Origin of the sequence: Prescottella agglutinans (genome assembly GCF_004011865.1) — a bacterium.
Classification (GTDB): domain Bacteria; phylum Actinomycetota; class Actinomycetes; order Mycobacteriales; family Mycobacteriaceae; genus Prescottella; species Prescottella agglutinans.
The window spans coordinates 78,129-97,692 of the sequence record NZ_RKLP01000014.1 but is presented as its reverse complement, the minus strand read 5'-3'; the positions used below and the strand labels follow the sequence as shown (position 1 = coordinate 97,692).

The following is a 19,564-nucleotide window of genomic DNA, read 5'->3' as shown; positions in this document are numbered from 1 at the left end:
TAGGTTAGTAGATGTTGGGAGTCGATGCCCGCGACGACCCGGTGGGCCTGGTCACGGGAGGTTCACACGAGCACGGTGAGGCACAGCATCCGGCCGGTGAGCACGAGTGCCGAGGCCGCGAGCGGAACGGCGGTCAGTGCCGCAATCGCGGTGGTGAGGAGGGCGCGGATGCGCGCGCGGTCGAGTGCCCGAGGCGGCGACGCGAGTCGGTCGGCGCGGTCGAGGACCGCGACGTTGCCGGCGCTGAGTGCGCCGGACGGGGTGGGGCCGGTGAGCGCGATCAGACCCCGCAGGAGGGTGTGCGGGCTGTGGGTGCGCATCGCGCGATCGTCGGCGCACATCTCGAGCAGGCGGGCGACTTCCGCTGCGCCGGTGGTGAACAGCGTCAATCGGGGCGCGCTCCTGGCGAGCGCGCGGACGACCGCGAGCACCTGCGGGTGCCGACCCGTGAGATGGGCGCGTTCGTGCGCGAGCACCGCATCGAGTTGTCCGGCGTCGAGGGCGTCGAGAGCCGCGCTGGTCACGACGATCGCGTGCGGGCGGCCGGCGACGCAGTAGGCCGCGCGGTGCGGTGCGTCCAGCACGACGGCGTCGTGCCCGTCGATCGGCCGGCCCACGAGACGGGCGGTGCGGGCGTGCCCGTGGGTGCTGCGGCGGCTCGCGGACAGGTTGTGGGCGAGGCGGACTCCGGTGAACGCGACGGCGACGACGACCGTCGCCGTGAGCGCCGCCGCTCCGTATCGGGCGGCGGGGGTGGCGTGTTCCCCGGCGAGGAGGCGGGCGAGGTGCTCGCACGCAGCCATGAACGAGGTGCCCGACGCGGAGGGGGAGTGGGCGAGGTCGGCGACGGCGACCGTCGTCGCGGCGACGGAGGATGCCACGACCGAACCGATCGCGGCGATCCACGCGACGACGCCCAGTCGCGGGGCGATGCCCCGGCGGGTCAGGCGGGTCAGGACACGCGGCGCCGCGACGGCGACGATCGCCGCGTACGACAGCAGGCAGAGCGCCGCACTCATCGACGGTCCCCGGGCGGCGTCAACCGCTCGAGGGCGATCCGCAGGCTCGCGGACTCCTCCTCGCTCATCTGCTCGATGAAATGCGTGAGTACCAGGTCGGATCGGCCGCCGTCGTCGAAGGCGTCCCGCATCAGGCGGGCGGTGTGCTGCTCCCGGGTGAGCGTGGGCCAGTAGCTGAACGCCTTGCCCACGCGTTCGCGCTCGAGCCAGCCCTTGCGGTGCAGGTTGTCCATCGTCGACATCACGGTGGTGTAGGCGATGTCGCGTTCCCGGGCGAGCTCGTCAAACACCTGCCGGACCGTCGCGGCGCCGTCCCGGGCCCAGAGTCGGTCCATCACGACGGCTTCGAGCTCGCCGAATCCGCGAACGCGCACGCTTGCCTCCCGTTATCGTCGCTCCTCAGGATACGACGCCGGTTTTGCCCCGGCCCCCGCACGAAGCGGGGATCGAAATCCGGCCACGGAATACCGACGCTTTGTTACGTTCTACGTACGTAGACCGTAGATGGGGTGGTGTGCCAGTTCGCCACCGTCCACTTCGAAAGGCGGATCCGCGCATATGCCGTTCCCATCATCTGCGTTTCGGTCGTGTGGGGTGGTGGCGAATCCGGTGCCGGGTGTGGGTCTTCCGTCCGTCGGCGGCGAGTGGTCCGCCGATTTTCGTTCCGGTTTGCGAGCGACTGTCCAGGCTGCGGCAAAGATGCAGGTCGGGGCGTCGATCGCGGTCGATTCCGCTCGTGTGCGGTGTCGTTCGTCGCGCCGTTCGAGTTGCGAGCTCCGCCGGGGTGTGGGAGTTCTTCGTCTCGAGGATTCGTAGCGAGTTTTGTCCAAGTCGGTTCCCTGGAACCGATCAAACGCTCGACGAAAGGGTGTGGGAATGGGACGTTCGAAGTGGCAGTTGGGAGTCCGGCGCGTCGTCGCCGGTGTCGTGTCCGCGGCGGGGCTGACGGGTGCACTCGTGATCGGATCCGGATCGACCGCGTCGGCGCAGCCCGCGCTCCCCCCGATCGGTTCCTCGGACGTCGCGCAGTTCCTCAACGACGCGGCGTCGATGGTGGAGAACGTGACCGGTGCGGTCCGGAGCCTGCAGAGTCTCGACTTCGGTTCGAGTTCGGGGCTGCCGTTCGGCAGCCTGGGGCTGGGTGGGGTGGTCAGGCCCGCGTCCGGACCCATCACGACGCGATTCGGTGGCGGGCACATGGGTATCGACATCGCCGCGCCGATGGGGGCGCCGATCCTCGCCGCCGCGGACGGCACCGTCATCGACGCCGGCCCGGCCTCGGGATTCGGGCTGTGGATCCGGATCCGTCACAACGACGGCACCGTCACCACCTACGGCCACAACGACGTCAACCTCGTCTCCAAGGGGCAGCGGGTGGTCGCGGGCCAGCGAATCGCGAACGTCGGCAGCCGCGGCAACTCCACCGGCCCGCACCTGCACTTCGAGGTCGACCTGCCGGGCTGGATCAAGGTCGACCCCGTGCCGTGGCTCGCGGCGCGCGGCGTGTTCATCTTCTGACCCTGCCGCGGTCGGGTCGTCGAACGACTCGGACCGTCCGACACTGCTCGTCGGACGGTCCGAGTCGGGGGCGTCAGTCGGTGACGACGGCGTCGGCCTCGATCTCGATCAGCAGGTCGGAGTCGATGAGAGCGCTCACCTCGAGAATGGTGGTGGCCGGGCGGATGTCGCCGAACACCTCACCGTGCGCGAGGGCGGCCTCCTCCCACTTCGACATGTCCCGCAGGTACATCCGGGTGCGAATGACGTCGGTCAGCGACGCGCCCGCCTCGGTCAGGGAGGCCGCGATGGTCGCCAGGGCGCCGCGGGTCTGCTCCTCGAGCGTGGCGCCGGGCGACGTCGTGCCGGACACGGCGATCTGGTTGCCGATGCGCACCGCGCGCGAGTAGCCGATCTTCGGCTCCCACTCGGAACCGGACGAGATGTTCTTTCTGGTCATGGGCCAGATTCTGTCAGGCCGACGGGCCGGCGCCGCGCGCGCACCGTTCGAACACGAATTCGACACTTCTGTTGACACTGGTTCGCACGCGTGTTCGACTGTCGTCATGAGGTGGCAGGGGCAGACGCTCGACGCGAACGACGACGCGCTCCCGGGGCTGGAACGGGCCGGGCTCATGCGCAGCGTCCGGACGCCGGAGTTCGACGGGATCACGTTCCACGAGGTGCTGTGCAAGAGTGCGCTGAACAAGGTGCCGGAGGAGTCGGCGCTGCCGTTCCGCTACACGGTCAACACCTTTCGCGGCTGCACGCACGCGTGTCGGTACTGCTTCGCACGGCCCACGCACGAGTACCTGGACCTCGATTCCGGGCGCGATTTCGACACCCAGGTCGTGGTCAAGATGAACATCGCCGCCGTGCTGCGCAAGGAGTTGGCGCGTCGATCGTGGAAGCGCGAGCACGTCGCGCTCGGCACCAACACCGATCCGTACCAGCGCGCCGAAGGCCGCTACCGGCTCATGCCGGCGATCATCGGTGCGCTCGCGGAATCGCGCACCCCGTTCTCGATCCTGACCAAGGGCACACTGCTGCAACGGGATCTGCCGCTGTTGCGGCAGGCCGCCGAGCAGGTGCCCGTCGGGATCGGGGTCTCACTCGCGATCCACGATCCCGAACTGCAGAAGGCGGTCGAGCCCGGTACCCCGTCCCCGCGGGCTCGCCTCGACCTGATCCGGGCCGTCACCGATGCGGGTCTGCCGTGCAATGTCATGGTCGCGCCGGTCATTCCGTATCTCACCGACTCGACAGCGCACCTCGACGGGCTGCTGTCCTCGATCGCCGACGCCGGGGCCACCGGCGTGACGATCTTCCCGATGCACCTGCGGGGGAGCACGCGCGGGTGGTTCCTGAACTGGCTCGCGTCGGAGCATCCGGCGCTGGTGCGGCGGTACCGCCAGCTCTACGGGCGGGGCGCCTACGTCACCCCGGAGTACAAGACGTGGCTCAAGGCGCGGGTCGAGCCGATGGTCGAGAAGTACGGGCTCGGAGGACGTTCCGAGCATCGCGACGCGCCCGCCCCCGAGCGGCGCGAACTCGTCGGGGCCGGCGCCGCGCCGGACCCGACGCTGTTCTGAGCCGGGTCAGCCCAGGCGTTCGACGATGAGCACGTTCGCCGTGCCACCGCCCTCGCACATCGTCTGCAGCCCGTAGCGGCCGCCGGTCCGCTCGAGCTCGTTCAACAGGGTTGCGAACAGCTTGGTTCCGGTGGCGCCCAGCGGATGTCCGAGGGCAATGCCACCGCCGTTCGCGTTGACCTTGGCGGGGTCGGCGCCGGTCTCGGCCAGCCAGGACAGCACCACCGACGCGAACGCCTCGTTGATCTCGATCGCGTCGAAGTCGTCGATCCGCAGGCCGGTCTTCCGCAGGGCGTACTCGGTCGCAGGGATGGGCGCGCTCAGCATGAAGATGGGATCGGCGCCGCGGACGCTCATGTGGTGGATCCGGGCCCGCGGAACCAGGTTGTGCGCCTTGACGGCCGACTCGGACGCGACGAGGACGGCGCTCGCGCCGTCGGCGATCTGGCTCGCCAGCGCGGCGGTGAGACGGCCGCCGGGCCGCAGCGGCTGCAGTCGGGCCATCGCCTCGAGGCTGGTGTCGCGCGGACCCTCGTCCACCGCGAAGTCGCCGACGGGGACGATCTCGCGCGCGAACCGTCCCTGCGCGATCGCCGCGTGCGCCCGGTCGTGGCTGCGCAGCGCCCAGCGTTCCATGTCCTCCCGGTCGATGCCCCACTTCTCGGCGATCAGCTCGGCACCGTGGAACTGGGACACCTCCTGGTCGCCGTAGCGGCGCGCCCACTCGGTCGATCCTGAGAACGGGTCGTCGAACCCGAAGTCGCGGCCGACGGTCATCGCCGCGGAGATCGGGATCCGACTCATGTTCTGCACGCCGCCGGCCAGGATCAGGTCGGCGGTTCCGCTCATCACCGCCTGCGCCGCGAAGTGCAGTGCCTGCTGGCTCGACCCGCACTGCCGGTCGACGGTGGTGCCCGGAACCTCCTCGGGCAGCCCGGTCGCGAGCCACGACGTCCGCGCGATGTTGCCGGCCTGCGCGCCGATCGCGTCGACGCAGCCGAAGACGACGTCGTCGACGGCCGCGGGATCGACGTCCGTGCGGCTCATGGCCGACCGGATGATGCTCGCGCCCAGGTCGATCGGGTGGACGGACGACAGCGCGCCGTTCTTCTTCCCGACGGGTGTGCGGACTGCGTCGACGATGTACGCCTCGGACATGGGACCCTCCTCACTAGGTCTAATCAGGTAGATAATTTATCTATACCGTACCCGTTGGTGTACGTCCAGCGCCGGACACGAGGGGACGCTCCGGCCTCGGGAAGCGCCGCCGAATCCCGCTGCGGCGGGTAGGTTCCCGCAGGAGGGCAGCAATCGTCACGGGGCGGAGGGTGCGATGGCCGGCGACGACTCGGACACCGGCTCGGGCAGACCGGCGTCGACCGACGACGGCCGGAACTCGAACCTGCGCTCGCTGCGGGTCGTGATCGTCTACGTCCTGCTCGCGATCGCGGCCTACCAGATCGCGGGCTGGCTGTTCCACAACATCCGCGGATTCCTCGGCGTGTTGTTCCTCGCGTGGCTGGCCAGCGTCACCATCGAACCGGTCGTCGACCGCCTCGAACGGGCCGGGCTGCGGCGCGGCGCGGGAACCGGATTGGTGCTGGTCGGGACGATCGTCTTCGCGATCGGGTTCATCGCGGTCTTCGGCGCGTTGCTCGCCGAGCAGTTGGCGCAGCTGCTGGGTGCCTTGCCGGACGCGCTCACTCGCGTCACCGAATGGGCCAATCGCACGTTCGGCACCGACTTCGCCACCGGCAAGGACCTGATCAAGATCACGCCCGAGAACATCCGGGACCTCGCCGAGAGGTACACGCCCGGGGTTCTCGGTGTCGTGTCCACCCTGGTCGGGGTGGTGTTCCAGGCGGCGACCGTCCTGCTGTTCGTCTTCTACATGTCGGCGCAGGGGCCACAACTGCGGCGCACCATCTCGAGTTGGTTCCCGGCGAGGCAGCAGAAGGTCATCGCGACGGTGTGGGAGATCTCGGTCGACAAGGCCGGCGGCTACGTGGTGTCCCGGGTGATCCTCGCCGCGATCAGTGCGGTCGTCACGGGGATCTTCTTCCTGGCGATCGGGGTCCCGTACTGGCTACCGCTCGCGATCTGGACCGGCGTCGTCTCCCAGTTCATCCCGACCCTCGGCACCTACCTCGCGATCGCGCTGCCCGCGATCATCGCGGCGGCGGCGCAACCCTTCGACGGCGTGTGGGTGGTGCTGTTCGGGACCGCGTACCAACAGATCGAGAACTACATCCTCCATCCACGGATCACGTCCCGCACGGTGTCGATCCATCCCGCGGTCGCGTTCGGGTCGGTGATCGTCGGTGCCTCGCTGTTCGGGGCGATCGGCGCGCTGGTCTCGGTCCCGGTGGTGGCGGTGATCCAGGCGATCGTCGAAACCTACGGACACCGCTACGAACTGGTCCACGAGGAGGAGGAAGCGGAGTCCGCGCCCGGCGAGGACGACGAACCCGACTGATCGTGTCGGTCGGTCGCCCGGTACGGGGCCCGCAGCACCCGCTTGCTGATCTTGCCCATCGTGCTGCGGCCGAGGTCGTCGCGGAACTCGATCGCGCGCGGCACCTTGTAGCCGGCGAGCGTGCGGCGGCAGTGCTCGACCAGGTCGGCGGCGGCGGGCACGCGGTCGGCGCAGCGGGGGACCACCAGTGCCAGGACGGATTCGCCCATGTCCTCGTCCGGCACGCCGATGACCGCGACATCCCCGACGTCCGGATGGGACGCGAGGACGTGCTCGATCTCCGCCGGATAGATGTTCACGCCGCCCGAGATGATCATGTCGGTCTCCCGGTCGGTGATGAACACGAAACCGTCGTCGTCGACGTAGCCGACATCGCCGAGCGTGAACAGGCCGGGCCGGATCAGCGACTCCGACGTCTTCCGGGCGGCACCGAGGTAGGCGACCGACCGGCCGTCGCGTTCCTCGAACGCGAGCCTGCCCTCCGCACCGGACGGTAGTTCGTTTCCGCCTGCGTCCACCGCGACGGCACGGACGAACGGCGGTCGCACCCGCCCGACGCTGCCCGGCCGCCTCAGCCACTCGGCCGAGGAGATCCCGCACAGCGGACCGGATTCGCTGCCGCCGTACGAATCGAACAGCACCGGGCCGAACCAGTCGATCATCGCGCGCTTCACGTCGTGCGGGCACGCCGCGCCGGTGTGGGTCACCAGTCTCAACGAACCCACGTCGTAGTGGGCGCGGACGTCGGCGGGCAGGGACAGCAGGCGGTGGAAGTGTGTCGGCACCATGAGCGAGGTCGCGACCCGGTGCCGGTCGATCGCGGCGAGCACGGCCTCGGCGTCGAATCTCTCGAGCACCGTCACCGGCCGTCCGCACGCGACGAGGCGCACGCCCGCGAGCGGACCGGTGTGGTGGAGCGGGCCGACGACCAGATGGCCGGGCCACTGCGCGAGCGGCAGTGTCCGCATCGACCGCACGTAGTCGTCGACCGTCGCACCCGGATCGGGGCTTCCCGCAAGGGCATTGACACCCTTGGGGGTGCCCGTGGTGCCGGACGTGTACGACAGGAACGGCTGTGCGGGCACGTCGGACGGCGGGTCGTCGGCCGAGGCCTGCGCGAGCCACCCGTCCCACGGCGTGATACCGCCCGCGGTGGCGTCGTCCGCGCCGCGCCAGCCCACCACGAGCGGAACCCCAGCGAGGCGAGCGGCTTCGGTGCCGACGGCCGCGTTCTCCGGGCCGACGAACACCGCTGCGGCCCGCGAATCCTCGAGGATGTAGGCGAGTTCCGGGGCGGTCAGGTGGTAGCTGGCCGGAACGGGGGAGCACCCCGCGTGGATGATCCCGACGTGCGCCAGGATCGTCTCCGCGCTGTTGCGGGCGAACACCGCGACCCGACGTTCGGGGCCGAGCGCGATCGCCCGGAGCGCGTTCGCGATCCGGTTGACCGCCGTGTCGACGTCCGGCCACGTCATCTCGACGCGGCCGTCGCGCAGGGCGATCTCGTCGGGCGCCTCGAGGGCGCGCTCGCGGTGCACGGTCGCCACAGTCGGCCTCCCCGGAAGTGTCGTCGGCGGCCGTGGTCCGACCGCCAGGACAGGCTATGCGGGAGCTTTCAGCGCAGTCCGGCGGGACTGTCCAGATTGCGGGCGGAGTAGGTGTCGCACGCGTCGACCCGTCCGGTGTTGTAGCCGGTGAGGAACCACTTCTGCCGCTGGTCCGACGAGCCGTGCGTCCACCCCTCCGGATTGACGCGCGCGCCGGCGGATCGCTGGATCCGGTCGTCGCCGACGGCGGATGCCGCCGAGAGCGCGTCGCGGACGTCGGCCTCGGTGAGCGGATCCAACAGCGGCTCGCCGGTGTCCGGGCGGGGCTGGGAGGCTGCGTAGTGGGCCCAGATCCCGGCGTAGCAGTCCGCCTGCAACTCGGTGCGCACCGCCTGAGACGTGGCACCCCGCGGATCCTGCTGCGCGCGACCGATGTCGCCGAGTTGGTTCTGGATGTGGTGACCGAACTCGTGGGCCACCACGTACTCCTGGGCAAGCGCGCCGTCGTTGGCGCCGAACCGGTCGGTGAGCAGTTGGAAGAAGCTGGTGTCGAAGTACGCCGTCGAGTCGGCCGGGCAGTAGAACGGTCCGACGTCGCTGGTCGCGTTGCCGCACCCGGTGTTGATCGCGCCGGAGAACAGGCGCACCCGCGGCGCGACGTAGTCGACACCCGTCTGGGCGGGCAGCTGCGCACCCCACACGTCGTCGAGGCTGCCGACGGTGTAGAGGACGCGGCAGTCGACGTCCCGGTTGGCGTCCGCGCCGCTCTTACACTTCTCGGCGAGGCTGCCGCTCACCGCGCTCGTCCCGGACTCGAACGGCGCCCCCGTGGCCCCGGACAGCCCACCGAGAATCGAGCCGGGATCGCCGCCGAGAAGCAGCGCGAGGATCAGCACGACCAGGCCGCCAGCACCGCCGCCGAGCACGAACTTCCCGCCGCGTCCACCACCACCGCCGCCACCGACGGAGACTCGCCCCGCATCGACGTGTGCGCTGTCGTTGAACGTCATCGCGATCGCTCCCTTGCCCGAAACTGCGTGTGCTGGTCGTTACACCCTTCCAGCAATCCGGGATGCGTTTCCGATAACACGCGGTGCGTCCGTAGGATCGCACCAGACAGAACACCGTGCTGGAAGCACGCATCGACATCCGTGCTGGAAGTTTGTGAAAGGAATCCCGTGCTGCGCACCCACCTGGCCGGCTCGCTACGACCCGAGCACGCTGAGCAGACCGTCACCCTCACCGGTTGGGTGGCTCGGCGGCGCGATCACGGCGGGGTGATCTTCATCGACCTCCGCGATGCGTCCGGCGTCTCCCAGGTCGTGTTCCGCGCAGGCGACGTGCTCGAGCAGGCGCACCGACTGCGCGCCGAGTACTGCGTCAAGGTCACCGGTGTGGTCGAGGTTCGCCCGGAGGGCAACCAGAACTTCGAGATCCCGACCGGCGCCATCGAGGTCAACGCCGTGGAACTCGAGGTGCTCAACGAGAGCGCCCCGTTGCCGTTCCAGCTCGACGACCAGGTCGGTGAGGAGGCCCGCCTCAAGTACCGCTACCTGGACCTGCGTCGCGAGGTTCCCGGTCACGCGATCCGGCTGCGGTCCAAGGTCAACGCCGCGGCCCGCTCCGTGCTCGCGCACCACGAGTTCGTCGAGGTCGAGACCCCGACCCTCACCCGGTCCACCCCCGAGGGCGCCCGCGACTTCCTGGTTCCCGCGCGTCTGCAGCCGGGCAGCTTCTACGCGCTGCCGCAGAGCCCGCAGCTGTTCAAGCAGCTCCTCATGGTCGGCGGCATCGAGCGGTACTACCAGATCGCCCGCTGCTACCGCGACGAGGACTTCCGCGCCGACCGCCAGCCCGAGTTCACCCAGCTCGACATCGAGATGAGCTTCGTGAACCAGGAGGACGTGATCCTGCTGGCCGAGGAGATCCTGCACGCGGTGTGGAAGCTCATCGGTCACGAGATCACTACCCCGATCCCGCGCATGACGTATGCCGAGGCGATGCGCCGGTACGGCTCCGACAAGCCCGACCTGCGCTTCGGCATCGAGCTCGTCGAGTGCATGGACTTCTTCAAGGACACCACGTTCCGCGTGTTCCAGGCCGAGTACGTCGGCGCCGTCGTGATGCCGGGCGGCGCAAGCCAGCCCCGTAAGCAGCTCGACGCGTGGCAGGAATGGGCCAAGCAGCGCGGCGCGAAGGGCCTCGCCTACGTCCTCGTGGGCGAGGACGGCACCCTCGGCGGCCCCGTCGCGAAGAACCTCACCGACGCCGAGCGTGACGGCCTGGCCGCGCACGTCGGCGCGAAGCCCGGCGACTGCATCTTCTTCGCCGCCGGCGCCACCAAGCCGATGCGTGCCCTGCTCGGTGCCGCGCGCGGCGAGATCGCCCGCAAGCAGAACCTCATCGACCCCGACGCGTGGGAGTTCGTCTGGATCGTCGACGCGCCGCTGTTCGAGCCCACCGCCGATGCCACCGCGAGCGGTGACGTCGCCCTCGGGTACAGCGCGTGGACCGCGGTGCACCACGCGTTCACCTCGCCCAAGCCGGAGTCGATCGACACGTTCGACACCGATCCGGGTGCGGCGCTCGCCTACGCCTACGACATCGTCTGCAACGGCAACGAGATCGGCGGCGGCAGCATCCGTATCCACCGCAAGGACATCCAGGAACGCGTCTTCAAGGTGATGGGCATCTCCCACGAGGAGGCCGAGGAGAAGTTCGGCTTCCTGCTCGACGCCTTCGCGTTCGGCGCACCGCCGCACGGCGGCATCGCGTTCGGCTGGGACCGCATCACCGCGCTGCTCGCGGGTCTCGACTCGATCCGCGAGGTCATCGCGTTCCCGAAGTCCGGTGGTGGCGTCGATCCGCTCACCGACGCTCCCGCGCCGATCACGGAGCTGCAGCGCAAGGAGTCGGGCATCGACGTCAAGCCGGAGCCGGCCGCCCTGTCCGAGTAGGACCGGGTCGGACGCGGCCGGGGAGACCGCACAGAACGGGGGGAGCGCACGTGCTGCATCTGCGCGTGATCTGTCCGGCGGACTGCACCGACGAGGTGCTCGCACTGCTCGAGGAGGAGCCCGGCGCCACGCACATCACCGTGGCGCGGGGCTCCGCCGTCGAGCCCGACGGCGACGTCGTCCAGGCCGACGTCGCCCGGGAGTCCGCCAACGAGGTCCTGGCCCAGTTGCACGACCTCGGTATCGAACGGACGGGCGCGATCACGCTCGTGCCGATCGAGACGGTGCTGTCGGAGTCGGCCCGGGCGGCCGAGCGGGCGGCCCCCGGCGATCCGAGCGACGCCGTCGTGTGGGAGGAACTGATCTCCCGCACGCGGGAGGAATCCACGCTGAACGTCACGTTCCTGGCGTTCCTGACGATCGCATGCCTGCTGGCGGCGGTCGGCATCGTCACCGATTCACCCGTCACGGTCGTGGGGGCGATGGTCGTCGGACCCGAGTTCGGCCCGCTGGCCGCGCTCGCCGTCGCCCTGACCCGTCGGAAGTTCGGTCTCGCCCGGCGTTCCCTGGTCGCGCTGGTGGTCGGGTTCCCCTTCGCGATCGTCGTCACGGTGCTCGCGACGCTGTTCGCCGAACTGGTCGGATGGGTGAACCTGGAGCGGATCGAGGACCTCCATCAGGTCGACTTCATCTATCAGGTCGGCCCGTCCTCGTTCGTCGTCGCGCTGCTGGCGGGCGCGGCCGGCATGCTCGCGCTCGTGTCCGCGAAGTCGGCGGCCCTCGTGGGCGTGTTCATCTCGGTCACGACCGTGCCGGCGGCGGGATTCGTGGCGGTGGCCGCGACCGTCGGGGAGTGGCGGGTGGCGCTCATGTCCGCGGGACAACTCGGCGTCAATCTCACCGGCATCGTGATCGCCGCGGTGGTGGTCCTGATGCTGCAGCGCAAGGACAAGGTCCGTGACCGAGCTGCAACACAGGGTTTGCCGAGGTCAGCGGGCTTCCTCCCGCGCCGCTGATCCCGATTGCCCGGTCCGGACGGTCTTGTACAGGTAGGTTGGTGACCGATGACCGCAATATTGGCGGAACCCCTCTCAGAGGTCGTTGCCGCAGCAGAGAAGTTGCTCACCCGTCGGGCCGGCGCGCCGGTCCGACTTGTCGACCCAGTCGACCTCGGGGGAAGCGGCCGTACCATCGTGCTCCGCGTTCGCGTCGCGGAGAACCCGTTCTCACTGCCCCGGACCCTGGTGGTCAAGCAGGTCCGCGACACATCGCCGAAGGCCGGCACCCGAATCGACTTCGACGTTCCGGACCACGCGACGGTCGACGTCGCCTTCCTCCGCGAAGCGGTCTCGTACCAGTTCGCCACCGCGCTGGCCACCGAGAGCCGTCCCGGGGCGGAGTTGCTGGCGTACGACTTCGAGGCGCGCCTGCTCGTGCTCGGAGACCTCGGCGATTCGACCCCGTTCGCGTCGCTGCTCAAGAACGCGGATCCCGACACCGTCACCAACTCGTTGATGGCGATGGCGCAGGCGCTCGGTCGCATGCACGCCGCGACCGTCGGCCGCGAGGAGGACTTCACCGCCCTGCTGCGCCGGGCCGAGGTCGCACACTGCGGCGACGTGGTCGCCGAGCAGGCGACAGCATCGCTCGAGACCGTTCCGGGCCTGCTCGCCGAGCATCTCGGCATCGACGTCTCCCCGGACGTCCTCGACATCGCGGCACGGGCCGGAAAGCTGTTCGGCGGTGGCCGGTTCCGGGCGTTCAGCCCGTCGGATCTGTGCCCGGACAACATCATCGTCAACGACGAGGGCGTCCGGTTCCTCGACTACGAGTGGGGCGGTTTCCGCGACGCCACCCTGGACCTCGCCTACGCGCTGGTGTCGTTCCCGGCGTGCCTGTGCAGCATCGACCTGTCGTACGAGCGCGCCCGCGCCATGACCGAGGCGTGGCGCGCCGAGGTCGTCGGGATGTGGCCGGCCCTCGCCGACGACGACCTTCTCACCGAGCGCGTCCTCGACGCCCAGCTCGCGTGGGTCTGGCTCAGCACGTTCCTGTTCCTGCCGGAGGACTACACCCGGATCGCGGCGGTCCGCGGGCACCAGTTGTCGGCGCCGCGCGCCGACGCCCTGATCGCACGCTGGGAGAGCCTGGCGACGTTCGCCGAGCAGTCCGGGCACGACGTCATCGCCGGGCACGCCTCGCTCGTGGTCGCTCGCCTGCGCGAACGCATCCAGTAGCGAGTACTCAGTCGCGCCGCCGCCGTTCGGCGCCGGCGAGCAGCAGTTCGACGGAGGTCCGCAGGTTCTGCCGCGCGGCGTGCTCCATGATCGGAAGGTCGTCGGGACCCGCCACGTCCGGGTCCCGGCGGTCGCCGGAATCCATCAGCGCTGTGGAGAGCGGGAAGCGGACGGCGAAGTCCGGTGCCGCGGCGGCCAGGGCGTCCATGCGTTCGGCCCATCGCTGCCCGGCGTCGTCGTTCGTCTCGTCGAGGATCCGGCGGGCGTCGACGATGGTCCGGGCCGCTGCGGCCGTGAGCGAGAACGCGGACGATGCGATCGCCGCCACCTCGCGGTGGGCGATCCCGGTGGGCAGCAGCGTGGCCAGCAGTGATTCGAAGACCTCCTGCTGGTGCGGTCCCAGCGCCGGGCGCGTGTGCGTGAGGTCCAGCATCCACGGATGCGCGACGTAGAGGTCGAGTAACCGTTCCGTCCACGCGGTCACCGTCGTCGGCGCCGCCGCGGTGAAGCCCGCGTGTGCGCGGTCGTACATGACGTCGAGCAGTTCATCCTTGCCGTCGACGTACGTGTAGAGCGCCATGGCCGTGCAACCGAGGCGTTCACCGACGGCGCGCAGCGGAACGGCCGCGGTGCCGGTCTCGTCCGCCAGGGCGGTGGCGGCATCCACGATCGCCTCGAGTGTCAAGCTCGCCCCGTCGTCGGGGTCGTCGCGCAGCGGCGGCGACGCCCACAGTCGCGCCATGGTGCGGGCGGCGTCGTCGAGTCCAGAGGTGGATCCCATCCTGCTCCTTACGCCGTAAGGTCCTCGGCCCACACTCACTATACGGTGTAAGGCCTGCTGGTGGCCAGCGGTTTTCGGGAGATCATCGCCGGTGGCCTCGCGGGTCCGGGAAACTGGAGGGAACGCAGAGAAGGGGTGGTCGGTGTGGGCGGAAACTCCGAAGGGTCCGTGCTGCGGGACGTGGCATCGCGGGGCCCGGCGCTCGCGGTGGTGGCACATCCCGACGACGAGAGTTTCGGTCTCGGGGCGGTGCTCGCAGCGCTCGCCGCATCCGGTGCCGATGTCCGGGTGCTGTGCCTGACGCGCGGCGAGGCCAGCACTCTCGGCGCGGGCGTCGACCTCGCTGAGGTGCGCCGCGCCGAACTGGCCGCGGCGGCGCGGCGCCTGGGTGTCGGCGGCGTTGAACTGCGCGATTTCCCCGACGGGGGACTGCACGAGGTGGATCCGGCGGTGCTGGACGCGGTGGTGCTCGACACGTTGGGTGCGGCGTCGACGCTCGTGGTGTTCGAGTCGGGCGGCGTCACCGGTCATCCGGATCACCGGGCGGCGACGGCGGCCGCGTTCCGGGTCGCGGCCGCCGAGGGCCTGCATGTGCTCGAGTGGGGTGTCGCGCCGGACGTGGTGGACACGTTGAACGCCGAGTTCGACGCGGGCTTCGGCGCCCTGGCCGGCGACGGCGTGGTCGACGTCGAGGTCGATCGAGGCGTGCAACTGGCGGCGATCGCGTGTCACGAGAGCCAGGCGACGGACAACCCGGTCCTGGTCCGGCGCCTCGGGTTGTCCGGCCCGGTCGACCGCATCCGGGTCCACGCGCCGAACGGCTGATCCGCACGCTCCGCGCTGTGGGGACGAGCACATTGCCTCATATACCCCAGGGGGTATGGTTGGGGAAACCGTAAGCCGCTCCCGAGGAGAGTCGTCGTGTGCTACCCCGTCACCTGCAAGACCTGTTCCAAGACCACCTGGGGAGGGTGTGGCCAGCACGTCGACAACGTGATGCGCTCGGTCCCCGCCACCCAGCGCTGCAAGTGCGAGCAGCCGGCCAAGCCGGGCTTCTTCGCGTCGCTGTTCGGCCGCTGACCCGGTCGCGAGCGGCCCGGGTTCGCGTCGGGGACGGCTAGTAGCGTCGGGGTGTGACTGATTTCTTCGGCGAGACGGACGCGGCCGGCGACGCGGCGGGGCTGTTCGAGGCTCCGGCCACCGAGTCGGAGCCGGAACCGCTCACGTCGGTTCCGCCGCGGGTTTCGCGACCGAACCCCGGTGCCCCGCTCGCCGTCCGGATGCGGCCCGCGACCCTGTCCGAGGTCGTCGGCCAGCAGCACCTGCTGGCGCCCGGCGCGCCGCTGCGACGCCTCGTCGAGGGCTCGGGCGCGTCGTCGGTGCTGCTCTACGGGCCGCCCGGGACCGGCAAGACGACGCTCGCCTCCCTGATCTCCGGCGCCACCGGGCGCAAGTTCGAGGCGCTGTCGGCGCTCTCGGCGGGCGTCAAGGAGGTGCGGGGCGTCATCGAACTGGCCCGGCGACGGCTGCTCCAAGGCGAGCAGACGGTGCTGTTCATCGACGAGGTGCACCGCTTCTCCAAGACCCAGCAGGACGCGCTGCTCGCCGCGGTCGAGAACCGGATCGTGCTGCTCGTCGCGGCCACCACCGAGAACCCGTCGTTCTCGGTGGTCTCGCCGTTGCTGTCGCGGTCGCTGGTGCTGCAACTGCAGTCCCTCACATCGGACGACATCCGCCTCGTCATCGAGCGGGCACGCGCCGACGAGCGCGGTCTGGGCGGGTCCGTCGAGATCGCCGACGACGCGCTCGAGCACCTGGTCCGTCTCGCCGCGGGTGACGCCCGGCGCGCGCTCACCGCGCTGGAGGCCGCCGCCGGGACGGCCCTCGACCGGACCGACGAGCGTCCCGCGCTGCTCGATCTCGAGACCGTCGAGTCCAGCGTCGACAAGGCCGCCGTCCGGTACGACCGCGACGGCGACCAGCACTACGACGTCATCAGCGCGTTCATCAAATCCATCCGCGGCTCCGACGTCGACGCCGCGCTGCACTACCTGGCGCGGATGCTCACCGCGGGGGAGGACCCCCGGTTCATCGCCCGTCGTCTCGTCGTGCATGCCAGCGAGGACATCGGCATGGCCGACCCGACGGCGCTGCAGACCGCAACCGCCGCCGCGCAGGCCGTGCAGCTCATCGGCATGCCGGAGGCGCGGCTCGCGCTGGCGCAGGCCACGATCCACCTCGCGACCGCACCCAAATCGGGGGCCGTCATCGCCGCACTCGGTGCCGCGATGGCCGACGTCGCCGCCGGCAAGTCGGGCCTCGTGCCACCGCACCTTCGTGACGGCCACTACGCCGGCGCCGCGCAACTGGGCAACGCCGTCGGCTACAAGTACCCGCACGACCATCCGGACGGCGTCCTGCCGCAGCAGTATCCACCGGACGAGCTCGTCGGCGTCGACTACTACGAGCCGACCACGCACGGGGCCGAACGGGAGATCGCGGGGCGGGTCGGGAAGCTGCGGAGGATCGTGCGGGGACGCTGAGCCGCTCTGAGATCCGTGTCACAACGCGCCCGGTGATTCGGATCACGAGCGTCGAGGCCCGCGACGAGGCGTCACATGCGCCGAATAATCGGTTCGCGCGAGCGCGTTAAGCTTGCCAATGGCTGATTCGCACCTCGGAGGCGATATCGGCGGCTGAACACTGCGACATGCGAAGGACGAACACAGGTGCAGACCCACGAGATCCGTAGGCGCTTCCTCGACCATTTCGTCAAGGCGGGCCACACCGAGGTGCCCAGCGCCTCGCTGATCTTCGACGATCCGAACCTGCTGTTCGTCAACGCGGGCATGGTGCAGTTCAAGCCGTTCTTCCTCGGCCAGCAGACCCCGTCGTACGACACCGCGACCAGCGTGCAGAAGTGCGTGCGCACCGGTGACATCGAGAACGTCGGCGTGACCACCCGCCACAACACGTTCTTCCAGATGGCCGGCAACTTCAGCTTCGGCGACTACTTCAAGCGCGGCGCGATCAAGCACGCGTGGGCGCTGCTGACGAACAGCGTCGAGGACGGCGGCTACGGCTTCGATCCCGAGCGCCTGTGGGTCACCGTCTACCTCGACGACGACGCGGCCCGCGACATCTGGAAGGAAGAGGCCGGCATCCCGGACGAGCGCATCCAGCGCCGCGGCATGGCCGACAACTACTGGTCGATGGGCGTTCCCGGCCCGTGCGGGCCCTGCTCGGAGATCTACTACGACCGCGGCCCCGAGTACGGCGCCGAGGGCGGCCCCGAGGCTGACGAGGACCGCTACCTCGAGATCTGGAACCTCGTGTTCATGCAGAACGAGCGCGGCGAGGGCACCGGCAAGGACAGCTTCGAGATCCTCGGCCCGCTGCCGAAGCAGAACATCGACACCGGCATGGGCGTCGAGCGTGTCGCGTTCCTGCTGCAGGGCGTCGACAACGTGTACGAGACCGACCTGGTCCGCCCGGTGATCACCAAGGCCGAGGAGCTCTCCGGCCGCACCTACGGCACCGACCCGGAGGCCGACGTCCGGTTCCGCGTCATCGCCGACCACGCCCGCACCGCGGTCATGCTGATCGCCGACGGCGTCAACCCGGGCAACGAGGGCCGAGGCTACGTGCTGCGCCGTCTGCTGCGCCGCATCATCCGCTCGGCGAAGCTGCTCGGCGCCGAGAAGCCCAGCATGCGCGAGTTCGTGACCGTCGTGCGCGACACGATGTCGCCGTCGTACCCGGAGCTCGCCACCGACTTCGACCGCATCGTCGGCGTCGCGGTCGGCGAGGAGACCGCGTTCCTGCGCACCATCGCGGCCGGCTCGAAGATGTTCGAGGCGGAGGCCGACCAGGTGAAGTCGGCCGGCAAGAAGGTCTTCGGCGGCAACGAGGCGTTCGTGCTGCACGACACCTACGGCTTCCCCATCGACCTGACCCTGGAGATGGCGGCCGAGGCCGGCCTGAGCGTCGACGAGGACGGCTTCCGCTCGCTCATGGCCGAGCAGCGCAAGCGCGCCAAGGACGACGCGCAGGCACGCAAGCACGCCCACGCCGACCTGACGGTCTACAAGGAGTTCGTCGACCGCGGCCCCACCGAGTTCACCGGCTTCAACGAGTTGGTGTCCGAGGCGCACGTGCTGGCGCTCATCTCGAACGGTGTCCGCGTGCCCACCGCGAAGGCGGGCGAGGACGTCGAGGTCATCCTCGACCGCAGCCCGCTGTACGCGGAGGCCGGCGGCCAGATCGCCGACCTCGGCACGATCACCGCCGCGGGCCTGCGCGTGCAGGTCAACGACGTGCAGAAGATCGCCAAGAAGGTGTGGGTCCACAAGGTCACCGTCAAGGAGGGCCAGATCACCGAGGGCGACGTCGTCCTCGCGCAGGTCGACGCCGAATGGCGCAAGGGCGCGACGCAGGGCCACTCGGGCACCCACATGGTGCACGCCGCGCTGCGACAGGTGCTGGGGCCCAATGCCGTTCAGGCCGGCTCGCTCAACAAGCCGGGCTACCTGCGCTTCGACTTCAACTGGCAGGGCCAGCTGTCGGAATCGCAGAAGCAGGAGATCGAGGTCGTCACCAACGAGGCCGTGGCCGCCAACCACACGGTGAACACCTTCGTCACCGATCTGGACAAGGCGAAGCAGATGGGCGCGATGGCGCTCTTCGGTGAGAACTACGGCGACGAGGTCCGGGTCGTCGAGATCGGTGGACCGTTCTCGATGGAGCTGTGCGGCGGCACCCACGTGCAGACGTCGGCGCAGATCGGCCCGGTCACGCTGCTCGGTGAGTCGTCCGTCGGCTCCGGCGTGCGTCGCGTCGAGGCCTTCGTCGGCCTCGACTCGTACCGCTACCTCGCGAAGGAGCGGGCCCTGCTCGCCGGTGTCGCGTCGTCGCTCAAGGTGCCGTCGGAGGAGGTCCCGGCCCGTGTCGAGGCGCTGGTCGAGCGCCTGAAGGCGGCCGAGAAGGAACTCGAGGCCACCAAGGCGGCCGCGGTGCTCGCGTCCGCGGGCACGTTCGTCGACAAGGCCCACCGCATCGGTGAGGTGCTGCTCGTCGCCGAGCAGGCACCCGACGGTGTCGCCGGCAACGACCTGCGCGGCCTCGTCACCGACATCCGTGGCCGTTTCGGCACGCAGCCCGCCGTCGTGGTGCTGCTCGGCAGCGCCGACGGCAAGGTGCCGTTCGTTGTCGCCGCCACCAAGGCCGCCCAGGACCTCGGCATCAAGGCCGGGGAACTGGTGTCGAGCTTCGGCCCGCAGATCGGCGGCCGCGGCGGCGGCAAGGCCGACATGGCGCAGGGCTCGGGCTCCGATGTGTCCGGTATCCCCGCGGCGCTCGAGGGCGTGCGGGGCCGGGTCGCCGAGTTGGCAGGGAACTCCTAGCGGTGCCGTCGGCACCGTCGGGGCCCGACCATCCCGCACCGTCGGGTCCCGACCGC

16 protein-coding genes and 1 pseudogene are annotated in these 19,564 nt (G+C 70.0%); 10 read left to right on the top strand and 7 right to left on the bottom strand.

Annotated features, from left to right (window positions below; translation table 11 throughout):
* Positions 1-62: 62 nt before the first annotated feature.
* Together EGT67_RS23365 and EGT67_RS23360 are read right to left on the bottom strand one after the other, a co-directional pair.
* The gene (locus tag EGT67_RS23365) at positions 63-1,019 is read right to left on the bottom strand and encodes a M56 family metallopeptidase (RefSeq protein ID WP_127918491.1); all 957 of its coding nucleotides are present in this window, start codon (positions 1,017-1,019) and stop codon (positions 63-65) included.
* Positions 1,016-1,393, bottom strand: coding sequence for a BlaI/MecI/CopY family transcriptional regulator (locus EGT67_RS23360; RefSeq protein ID WP_127918490.1), 378 nt, complete (start codon positions 1,391-1,393; stop codon positions 1,016-1,018). Before EGT67_RS23360 ends, EGT67_RS23365 begins: the two co-directional genes overlap by 4 nt.
* Positions 1,394-2,168: 775 nt before the next feature.
* Between EGT67_RS23360 and EGT67_RS25410 the strand changes: the two are divergent.
* Positions 2,169-2,537 (top strand): annotated as a pseudogene (locus EGT67_RS25410) (M23 family metallopeptidase); the annotation flags it as partial.
* Positions 2,538-2,610: 73 nt separating this feature from the next.
* On the opposite strand, the gene EGT67_RS23350 reads toward EGT67_RS25410, so the two are convergent.
* Complete coding sequence (locus EGT67_RS23350) at positions 2,611-2,976, bottom strand: RidA family protein (RefSeq protein ID WP_127918488.1); 366 nt, start codon at positions 2,974-2,976, stop codon at positions 2,611-2,613.
* 106 nt (positions 2,977-3,082) lie between these two features.
* On the opposite strand from EGT67_RS23350, the gene EGT67_RS23345 reads away from it, so the two are divergent.
* Positions 3,083-4,108, top strand: a complete 1,026-nt coding sequence (locus tag EGT67_RS23345) for an Rv2578c family radical SAM protein (protein WP_127918487.1) — start codon at positions 3,083-3,085, stop codon at positions 4,106-4,108.
* 6 nt (positions 4,109-4,114) lie between these two features.
* On the opposite strand, the gene EGT67_RS23340 is transcribed toward EGT67_RS23345, so the two are convergent.
* Complete coding sequence (locus tag EGT67_RS23340; RefSeq protein ID WP_127918486.1) at positions 4,115-5,266, bottom strand: acetyl-CoA C-acetyltransferase; 1,152 nt, start codon at positions 5,264-5,266, stop codon at positions 4,115-4,117.
* Between the two features lie 175 nt (positions 5,267-5,441).
* Here EGT67_RS23340 and EGT67_RS23335 point away from each other — a divergent pair, with 175 nt between their 5' ends.
* The gene (locus tag EGT67_RS23335; RefSeq protein ID WP_127918485.1) at positions 5,442-6,584 is read left to right on the top strand and encodes an AI-2E family transporter; all 1,143 of its coding nucleotides are present in this window, start codon (positions 5,442-5,444) and stop codon (positions 6,582-6,584) included.
* On the opposite strand, the gene EGT67_RS23330 is transcribed toward EGT67_RS23335, so the two are convergent.
* Complete coding sequence (locus tag EGT67_RS23330; RefSeq protein WP_127918484.1) at positions 6,518-8,131, bottom strand: AMP-binding protein; 1,614 nt, start codon at positions 8,129-8,131, stop codon at positions 6,518-6,520. The two genes, EGT67_RS23335 and EGT67_RS23330, sit on opposite strands and share 67 nt — an antisense overlap.
* 68 nt (positions 8,132-8,199) lie before the next feature.
* Complete coding sequence (gene ypfJ, locus EGT67_RS23325; RefSeq protein ID WP_127918483.1) at positions 8,200-9,141, bottom strand: KPN_02809 family neutral zinc metallopeptidase; 942 nt, start codon at positions 9,139-9,141, stop codon at positions 8,200-8,202.
* Positions 9,142-9,309: 168 nt separating this feature from the next.
* Here ypfJ and aspS point away from each other — a divergent pair, with 168 nt between their 5' ends.
* The 3 genes from aspS to EGT67_RS23310 are packed head-to-tail and all read left to right on the top strand — an operon-like array spanning position 9,310 to position 13,325.
* The gene (gene aspS / locus EGT67_RS23320) at positions 9,310-11,088 is read left to right on the top strand and encodes an aspartate--tRNA ligase (RefSeq protein ID WP_127918482.1); all 1,779 of its coding nucleotides are present in this window, start codon (positions 9,310-9,312) and stop codon (positions 11,086-11,088) included.
* 50 nt (positions 11,089-11,138) lie between these two features.
* Positions 11,139-12,104, top strand: a complete 966-nt coding sequence (locus tag EGT67_RS23315) for a DUF389 domain-containing protein (RefSeq protein WP_127918481.1) — start codon at positions 11,139-11,141, stop codon at positions 12,102-12,104.
* A gap of 48 nt (positions 12,105-12,152) precedes the next feature.
* Entirely contained in the window at positions 12,153-13,325 is a 1,173-nt protein-coding gene (locus EGT67_RS23310) for a phosphotransferase family protein (RefSeq protein ID WP_127918480.1), read from the top strand.
* 7 nt (positions 13,326-13,332) lie between these two features.
* Here the strand turns inward: EGT67_RS23310 and EGT67_RS23305 are convergent, their stop codons facing one another.
* Complete coding sequence (locus tag EGT67_RS23305; RefSeq protein ID WP_127918479.1) at positions 13,333-14,106, bottom strand: TetR/AcrR family transcriptional regulator; 774 nt, start codon at positions 14,104-14,106, stop codon at positions 13,333-13,335.
* A gap of 168 nt (positions 14,107-14,274) precedes the next feature.
* Here EGT67_RS23305 and EGT67_RS23300 point away from each other — a divergent pair, with 168 nt between their 5' ends.
* From EGT67_RS23300 to alaS, 4 genes are all read left to right on the top strand, one after another.
* Positions 14,275-14,931, top strand: a complete 657-nt coding sequence (locus EGT67_RS23300; protein WP_127918536.1) for a PIG-L family deacetylase — start codon at positions 14,275-14,277, stop codon at positions 14,929-14,931.
* Between the two features lie 96 nt (positions 14,932-15,027).
* Positions 15,028-15,186 carry a hypothetical protein gene (locus EGT67_RS25180; protein ID WP_164877645.1) on the top strand — a complete coding sequence of 53 codons (159 nt, stop codon included), beginning with the start codon at positions 15,028-15,030 and terminating at the stop codon, positions 15,184-15,186.
* 53 nt (positions 15,187-15,239) lie between these two features.
* A complete protein-coding gene (locus tag EGT67_RS23295) occupies positions 15,240-16,649 on the top strand; it encodes a replication-associated recombination protein A (protein ID WP_127918478.1) in 1,410 nt (469 codons plus the stop codon).
* A gap of 186 nt (positions 16,650-16,835) precedes the next feature.
* The gene (gene alaS / locus EGT67_RS23290; protein WP_127918477.1) at positions 16,836-19,508 is read left to right on the top strand and encodes an alanine--tRNA ligase; all 2,673 of its coding nucleotides are present in this window, start codon (positions 16,836-16,838) and stop codon (positions 19,506-19,508) included.
* Positions 19,509-19,564 lie beyond the last annotated feature (56 nt).